Genomic DNA, 7,096 nt, shown 5'->3' with positions numbered 1-7,096 from the left:
CGTGCAAGCCCCGTGTCCGTACAGCGTGTCCGGAGCTGACGGGCTTTCGCGTCACTCCTCCCCCCTTAAAATGTCACGCGCAGACCGAGCGTCAGCTGATGAGCATACATGTCCTTGCTTTTCATGGAGATGCCGGGATTGCTGGCCTTGGCGTCGCCCATCATGAGGAAGCGATAGCCGAAGTCGGCGGCGATGTTTTCCGTGAAGGCGTAGGAGCAGCCGAGGCCCACCTGTCCGGCGAACACGGTGTCGGTATCGGAGAAGGAGCTGTTTTCGGATTCTCCGACGCCGTTGTAGTTGTAGTTGACCTTGTTGGTGACGAAGGCCATGCCGATGCCGCCGCCGACGTAGGGCGTGAAGCCGTAGAAGTCGGTGATGTCCCAGTACACGTTGGCCAGAAGGGTCTGGAAGCGCACGGTGTGCTTGGCGGCCAGCGCGTCGCCGGCAAGCTGATCGATGAAGCCGAGGTGACGCGAGGAGTTGCCGTAGGCGGCGTATTCGAGTTCGGCGCGCACGGGCAGGTCGAAGGCGGGGGCGAAATCGTAGCCTATGGCGAGAGCGCCGCCGGCACGGGCCGCGTCCTTGGAGCCGGAGCCGGGCAGCCGGTCGCCGTCGAGGTCTTTGCCCATGCCCTTGAAGTGCTGGACGTTGAGCACGAACTTGGGCGCGACGTACACGCCGATGAGATCGGCGGCCTGTGCCTGGGCGGGAAGCAGAAGACAGGCCGCGACAAGCAGCATTCCGAACTTCTTGAACATGTGAGTTCTCCTGGTTAGAGGTGCTCAAAGGCCGGAACGCTCCGGCGCACGGCGCGCAGGGATGAACGCGGGCCTTTGCTCCAGGCCGCGGCGGAGGGCCGCGCAAACCTGGTTCATGCCTTCGTTATAGCGCGTGGGGGCGGGCAATCCATGATTATCATGCGCGCAGTTCGGGGAGAAACGCGCGGCATGAGGTGAGAGCGTTCCGAAACCGGGGAGAAAAAGGCACGGCGGATGTCGTCGAGGGGCGTTTTTTCGGGGAGGAAGGGGGCAGAACCGGCGTCGGGCGGGAGACGATCGGACGCCGGGGCGGGGACGGGAAAAGGCAGAACGGACGCAGGCAGGGAGCGCCGGGCCTTGTGGCGCGGGCGTGAAGGCAAAGGCGCTCACGCGCGGGAAAAGACGGAGCTTCGGCAGAGGCGGGGCCGCGGCAGAGAGCGGAGGGGGCGGATCGTGCAGCACCTGCGATGCGGCATGATCCGCGCGGGGAGGAGGGATGTGTTCTGCCGGATCGCGCGGGCGCCCCGTCAGTGCTGTCCGGCGCTTTCGGAAGAGGACCGGCTCTCTTCGGGCAGCTCTTCGGTTTCCCTTTCGTCTTCGGCGATTTCTTCCGGGGTGCGGCGGCGCAGGCGGAATTCATAGATGAAGAGCATGATGAGGGAGATGAGCAGGGGCACGAGATAGTAGAGCACGCGGAACACGAGAATGGCGCCGAACAGGCGCTTGGGGTTCACGCCGTGGATGATGTGCATGAGGATGAGCTCGAGCACGCCCACGCCGCCGGGCACATGGGTGAGCACCACGGCCACCTGGGCGAGCAGGTAGTTGGGCAGGAAGTCGGCGAAGGTGATGGCGCTGCGTTCGGGAAGCAGCACATAAAGGCAGGCGGCGGCCACGAGCAGATCCGCGCAGGCCACGGCGGTCTGCGCGAGGGCGATGGGCAGGGTGGGAAGGGCGAATTCCTTTTTGAAGATGCGCACGGCGCGGCCTCTGGCCCACCAGCAGACGAAAAGATACAGAATGCAAAGACCAAGCAGCGCCGCGCCGAGAGGCCGTATGTGACCGGGTTCGATGCCGAGTTCCGGAGGAATGTGCACGTTGGCAAAGAGCAGCACGCCGCCGGCAAGGCCGAGCGCGCCTATCCAGAACGTGACGGCCAGCATGAGCACGAGACGCACGATGTCTATGGGATGAAAGCCCCAGGCGCTGTAGAGCCGGTAACGCACGGTGGTGCCGCCGAGCAGCGCGCCGAGATTGTAGCTTACCGCCGAACCGGCAAAGGACACGAGGCAGACTCTGGGGAAGGGCAGACGGCGGTGGATGGCCTTGACGGCCAGCCAGTCGTATCCCACGAGAATGGCGTAGTTGATGACGACAAGAATGACGGCCAGAACGAGCTGTCTGTGCCGTATGTGAAGTATGCTGTCGATGATTTCTTCCATGCTGTAGCGCTTGAGCTTGTCGTAAAGGAGCCAGCAGGCCAGCGCACAGATGAGAAGAACGAGGAGCTTTCCCAGAATCGGCAGATATTTTTTCATTGTCGGCAAATCGCACACCCGGAAGATACAGAGTCATGCCATGAGGCGGAAGAACATTTTTAGCGCCATCACAATACCGTCATGGGCGGGTAAAGGCAAGGGGAGGATAGCGACAAATATGATGTCGGCGTACGCTTCTCACAAGAGAAAACGTGTTGCGCTCCATGCTTTTTTATGTGAATTCACTGGGAATTTTTACTTTTTTCTTTTTTGTTGCGGGGCCGTCATGAGGAATCGGCGTGCACGGCGTGCGCGTTTGCCCGCGGGAGACCGGCCGCCTTGGGACAAAAGGAACATGGGGAGAAGGGCGTTGACGCTCCCTTCCGCGGCCGTTAATTTGAAGGCAGGCGCGTCACTGTTCAGGGACGCGTGTCGGGGGGTATGCCCCGCAGAAGGAGGTCAGCATGACGGCAGACAGTGAGGGGACCGTTTCCGGTCTGGAACCGTGGCCCGCGGTCGTGAAGCGCGGACGCGGGCGTCCCCGCAAGAACAGGGCGCAGACGGAGGAGACTTCCGCCGTTCTTGAGGCGCAGGCCGTGATCGACGCCCCCGACGCCGGAGCGGGGGAGAAGGCCCCCAGGCCCACGGCGCTTTTTGCCGCGAGGCGCGCGCCTTCGGACAGTCTGCGGGCTCTCGGCGAGCGCTGGCTCGACGAGCTTTTTGCCGTGCGCGGCCTCTCGCCCATGACCGTGGATTCCTATCGGCAGGACATAGCCTCGCTTGCGACCTTTCTTGAGGAGAGCGGCGCGGAGGATCTCACGGCACGGCAGGCGCTCGCCACGCTGGACGACGAACAGCTTCTGCTTTTCGTGGTGTGGCTCAGGCGGCGCGGCGACGGCAAGCGCACGCTCGCGCGCAGGCTGTCGTGTCTGCGCGGATTCCTCGGCTGGTGCGTGGATCAGAGGCTCATGAGCGGCAATCCTGCCGAGCTTCTGGACGGTCCCAAGCTCCCCCGCGTGCTCCCCAACGTGCTTTCCCGCGACGAGGTGCTGCGGCTCATCGACGCGCCGGACAGGCACAATCGTCTCGGACGGCGCGATCACGCCATGCTCGAGCTCCTGTACGCGTCCGGTCTGCGCGTGTCCGAACTTGTGAACCTGCGGCCTCTGGACATCGATCTTCAAAGCGGCGTGGTGCGGGTGTTCGGCAAGGGCCGCAAGGAACGTCTCATTCCCATGCACGCGCGCGCCGTGGCCGTCATGGACGATTATCTGCAGAACGTGCGGCCGGACTTCATGCCTCAGGAGAGCCGCGTGTTCCTGAACCGCTCCGGCCGGGGACTCACCCGTCAGGCCGTGTGGAAGCTCATCCGCCGCTACGCCTTCGACGCCCGCATCGGGCGCGACATTTCGCCGCACACTCTGCGGCACACCTTTGCCACGCATCTTCTTGAGGGAGGCGCGGATCTGCGCACCGTCCAGATGCTGCTCGGCCATAGTGACCTTTCGGCCACGGAACTGTATACCCATGTCCGTTCGGACCTTCTGGAAGACGTGTATCGCCGCTGTCACCCCCGCAATCTGTTCCATGCCGGAGGCATCGCCGAAGACGGGGAGGAAGACGAGGAGGAGGGCGCTTTCCCGCAGACGCGGCAGAGCACGACGGACGAAGAGAACAACGCCGCAAAAAACCGGACGCAGGAGTCCGCTTTCCGCGCAACGACGGACGCCTGACCTCCCTGCGGCAGAATTGCCAGAGAAGCGCTCTCCCCCGGGGAGAGGAAGAAAAGAAAGGATGTTGCATGAACGCTGAAACCGTCATCACCTGCCACGCCAACGCCGACAACGACGCGCTCGCCGCGCTGGTGGGGGCGCTCGTTCTGTATCCCGACGCCGTGCTGCTTTTTCCCGGAAGTCAGGAAAGGCAGGTGCAGGAATTTTACGACGAAGTGGTGGAGCCGCTCTATCCCTGCGTGAGCCAGCGCGAGCTGGACGCGGCGCAGGTGAAGCGTCTCGTGGTGGTGGACACGCATCTGGCCAGTCGTCTGCCGCAGGTGAAGAAGCTGCTTGAGCGCGACGATCTCGACATTCACGTGTGGGATCATCATCCGCTGAGCGACGACGAGGGCGACGACCGTCTTCCTGCCGCGCTCATGATGGACGACAAGGTGGGCGCGGTGAGCACCTTCATCGTGGAGGAAATACGCCGCCGCAGGCTCGACGTGACGTGCGAGATCGCCACGTCCCTTGCCGGGGGCATTTACGGCGACACGGGTTCGTTCGTCTACAGTTCCACCACCACCCGAGACTTCGACGCCGCCTCCTGGCTGCTTTCCCGCGGCGCGGATCTTGCCGTGGTGAGCCGTCTCATCACCCGCGTCATGGGCCGCGAGCAGCTCAAGGCGCTTTCATCCATGCTGGAGAACACGCAGGCGCGCGACATCGGCGGCGGCGTGGTCATGGCCATATCCTCCATGCAGACGGAAACCTTCCTTGAAGACTTCGCCACCCTCGCCCCTCGCATCATGGAAATAGAGGACTGTTCCGTGATTTTTGCCATAGCATCCATGGAAGACAAGGTGCAGGTGGTGGGCCGAAGCCGCACGCCCCTCGTGGACGTGGGGGAAATCTGCCGCAGACTGGGCGGCGGAGGACACTACTATGCGGCCTCCGCCTCGGTGAAGGACATGACGCTCCCGCAGGTGCGCGATTTCCTCAAAATGCAGGCTTCGCTTATCGTGAACGCCGACGAAAATGCGGGCAAGCTCATGACGAGCCCAGCCCTCGGCGCGTCCGAAAGGCTCACCATAGGCGAGGCGCAGGCCCTCATGATCCGCTACGGACTCAAGGCCGTGCCCATCTTCGCCGACGGCACGCAGCGCTGCATAGGTCTTCTTGCCCAGGAAACCGCGGCCAAGGCTTCAAGTCACGGTCTGGCGCACATCAAGGTGAGCATGTACATGCAGCGCAGTTTCAGCGTGGTGCCGGAAACCGCGGGCATTCAGGAACTCGTCGACATCATGGTGGGCTGTCAGCAGCGCCTCATTCCCGTGGTGGGCGGCGGCGACGTGCAGGGCATGGATGAAGAGGAACGCGAGGCCGTGCTTGTGACCCGTCCCGTGGTGGGCGTGGTCACGCGCACCGACATCATACGCCTGTTCATGGGCGAGAACGGCGCGCACATTCCCCCCGTGAGCCGAAAGGCCCGCAAGGAAAGAAATCTCACCTCCGTCATGCGCAAGCGTCTTTCCGCTCCCTGCCTCGACTTCCTGCGCATGGCCGGAGAAATCGGGCACGACGTCGGCGCTTCCGTGTACGTGGTGGGCGGCTTCGTGCGCGACCTCGTCATGGACGGCAAGGGACTCAAGTGGCCGGACATCGACATCGACCTCGTCATCGAGGGCGACGCCATGGCCTTTGCCCACAATCTGGCCATACGCCTCAAGGGACGCGTGCGCGAACACCGTGAGTTCATGACCGCCATGCTTGTCTTCCCCGCAGAAAGCCTCTGCGCCGACGTCGAAAGGCATCGCCGCACGCACCTTGCCGACTCCACGGAAATCAAGGTGGACATCGCCACCGCCAGACTCGAGTTCTATACCGAACCCGGCGCGCTCCCGCAGGTGGAACGCGGTTCCATCAAGATGGATCTCTACCGCCGCGACTTCTCCATCAACGCCATGGCCGTGCGCCTCAATCCGCAGGTCTTCGGCCAGCTCGTGGACTTCTTCGACGGACAGGAGGACATCCGAAACAAGCGCATACGCACCCTGCACGCCCTGAGCTTCGTGGAAGACCCCACAAGAATGTTCCGCGCCGTGCGCTTCGAGCAGCGCTACGGCTTCCGCATGGGCGCCCAGTGCGAACGATTCATGCGCAACGCCATAGACGATCTGCACCTTATTCATCATCTGTCCGGCTCGCGCATCTGCCACGAACTCGAACTCATGATGGAGGAACGCAATCCCTACCTCGGATTCCGCCGCATGGACGAACTCGGCCTGCTCGCCGAAGTGCATCCGCTGCTCGCCATGAACGACGAAAAGCGCGACATGGCCGACAGAGTGCGCCGCGTGCTCGAATGGTACATGAGAATGTATCTGCCTGAAGAACCGGATCTGCTCATGCTCATGCTCATCGCCCTGTGCCGCCGCGCCCCGGCCCCCGACGTGGAATCCCTGCTCGACAGGCTCCAGTTTTCCGACAGGCGCAAGCGCGAAACCATGCAGGTGCGCTCCTCCATCATGGCCGCCCGCTCCGGCATGAACCAGTGGGAAAAGAAAAAGGGCTCCCTCAGCGACCTGCACCGCATGCTCGGCCGCGCCCCCCTCGAAACCCTGCTCTACCTCCTCGCTCAGGAGGATAACCCCGAACAGCACGAAAAGCTCACCCGCTACATATACATGGGGCGGCAGATGAAGCCCGACGTCAACGGCGACGACCTGAAACGCCTCGGCGTCCAGCCCGGTCCCATGATCGGCCGTATCCTGAACGACGTGCTCACCGCTAAAATGGACGACGAATCCATGTCCCGCGACGATCAGCTCGCCCTCGCCGCCAGACTCGCCGTGCACTACCTCACCGAAGAGGCGGAAGCCGCCCGCGCCGCCGCTGAAAAGTAAAAGGCAGGAAAGGCAGAAAAGGCAGTGCGGGGGGAATGATTCCCCCCGCGCCCCCTCGTTTCGCCTTGCGGCTTCGCCGCGCGGCGGGCGTCGTGCGGATGCCGGATGTCGTGCTTTGAAAAGGCGGCAGGGCAGGGGAGTGACGAAAAGGCCGGAAGTCTCGGCGGACGCTGCTCGGACTGCCCAGTCAGTGCAGGCGTGTGCTGCCGCACCCGCCTGCCGTGGCCGACCGATGTTTC

4 protein-coding genes are annotated in these 7,096 nt (G+C 63.3%); 2 read left to right on the top strand and 2 right to left on the bottom strand.

Annotated features, from left to right (window positions below):
* Positions 1-65: 65 nt before the first annotated feature.
* On the bottom strand, positions 66-758 hold the full coding sequence (locus QZZ60_RS09745; RefSeq protein ID WP_295640935.1) for an outer membrane beta-barrel protein: 693 nt from the start codon (positions 756-758) through the stop codon (positions 66-68).
* 527 nt (positions 759-1,285) lie between these two features.
* Complete coding sequence (locus QZZ60_RS09740) at positions 1,286-2,296, bottom strand: YbhN family protein (RefSeq protein WP_295640933.1); 1,011 nt, start codon at positions 2,294-2,296, stop codon at positions 1,286-1,288.
* Positions 2,297-2,700: 404 nt separating this feature from the next.
* Here QZZ60_RS09740 and QZZ60_RS09735 point away from each other — a divergent pair, with 404 nt between their 5' ends.
* Both QZZ60_RS09735 and QZZ60_RS09730 read left to right on the top strand, forming a co-directional pair.
* Entirely contained in the window at positions 2,701-3,969 is a 1,269-nt protein-coding gene (locus tag QZZ60_RS09735; RefSeq protein WP_367119416.1) for a site-specific tyrosine recombinase, read from the top strand.
* A gap of 68 nt (positions 3,970-4,037) precedes the next feature.
* Positions 4,038-6,857 carry a CBS domain-containing protein gene (locus QZZ60_RS09730; protein WP_295640931.1) on the top strand — a complete coding sequence of 940 codons (2,820 nt, stop codon included), beginning with the start codon at positions 4,038-4,040 and terminating at the stop codon, positions 6,855-6,857.
* Positions 6,858-7,096: the final 239 nt, after the last annotated feature.

The organism is uncultured Mailhella sp., from assembly GCF_905187505.1.
In the GTDB taxonomy this organism is placed as follows: Bacteria; Desulfobacterota; Desulfovibrionia; order Desulfovibrionales; family Desulfovibrionaceae; genus Mailhella.
The sequence above is the reverse complement of the archived record's forward strand: the minus strand, read 5'-3'. Positions and strand labels throughout refer to the sequence as shown.

Excerpts from the sequence above, each read along its gene's own strand:
- QZZ60_RS09740 (WP_295640933.1), bottom strand. The coding sequence starts at position 2,296 with ATGAAAAAATATCTGCCGATTCTGGGAAAGCTCCTCGTTCTTCTCATC.
- QZZ60_RS09745 (WP_295640935.1), bottom strand. The coding sequence starts at position 758 with ATGTTCAAGAAGTTCGGAATGCTGCTTGTCGCGGCCTGTCTTCTGCTT.
- QZZ60_RS09735 (WP_367119416.1), top strand. The coding sequence starts at position 2,701 with ATGACGGCAGACAGTGAGGGGACCGTTTCCGGTCTGGAACCGTGGCCC.
- QZZ60_RS09730 (WP_295640931.1), top strand. The coding sequence starts at position 4,038 with ATGAACGCTGAAACCGTCATCACCTGCCACGCCAACGCCGACAACGAC.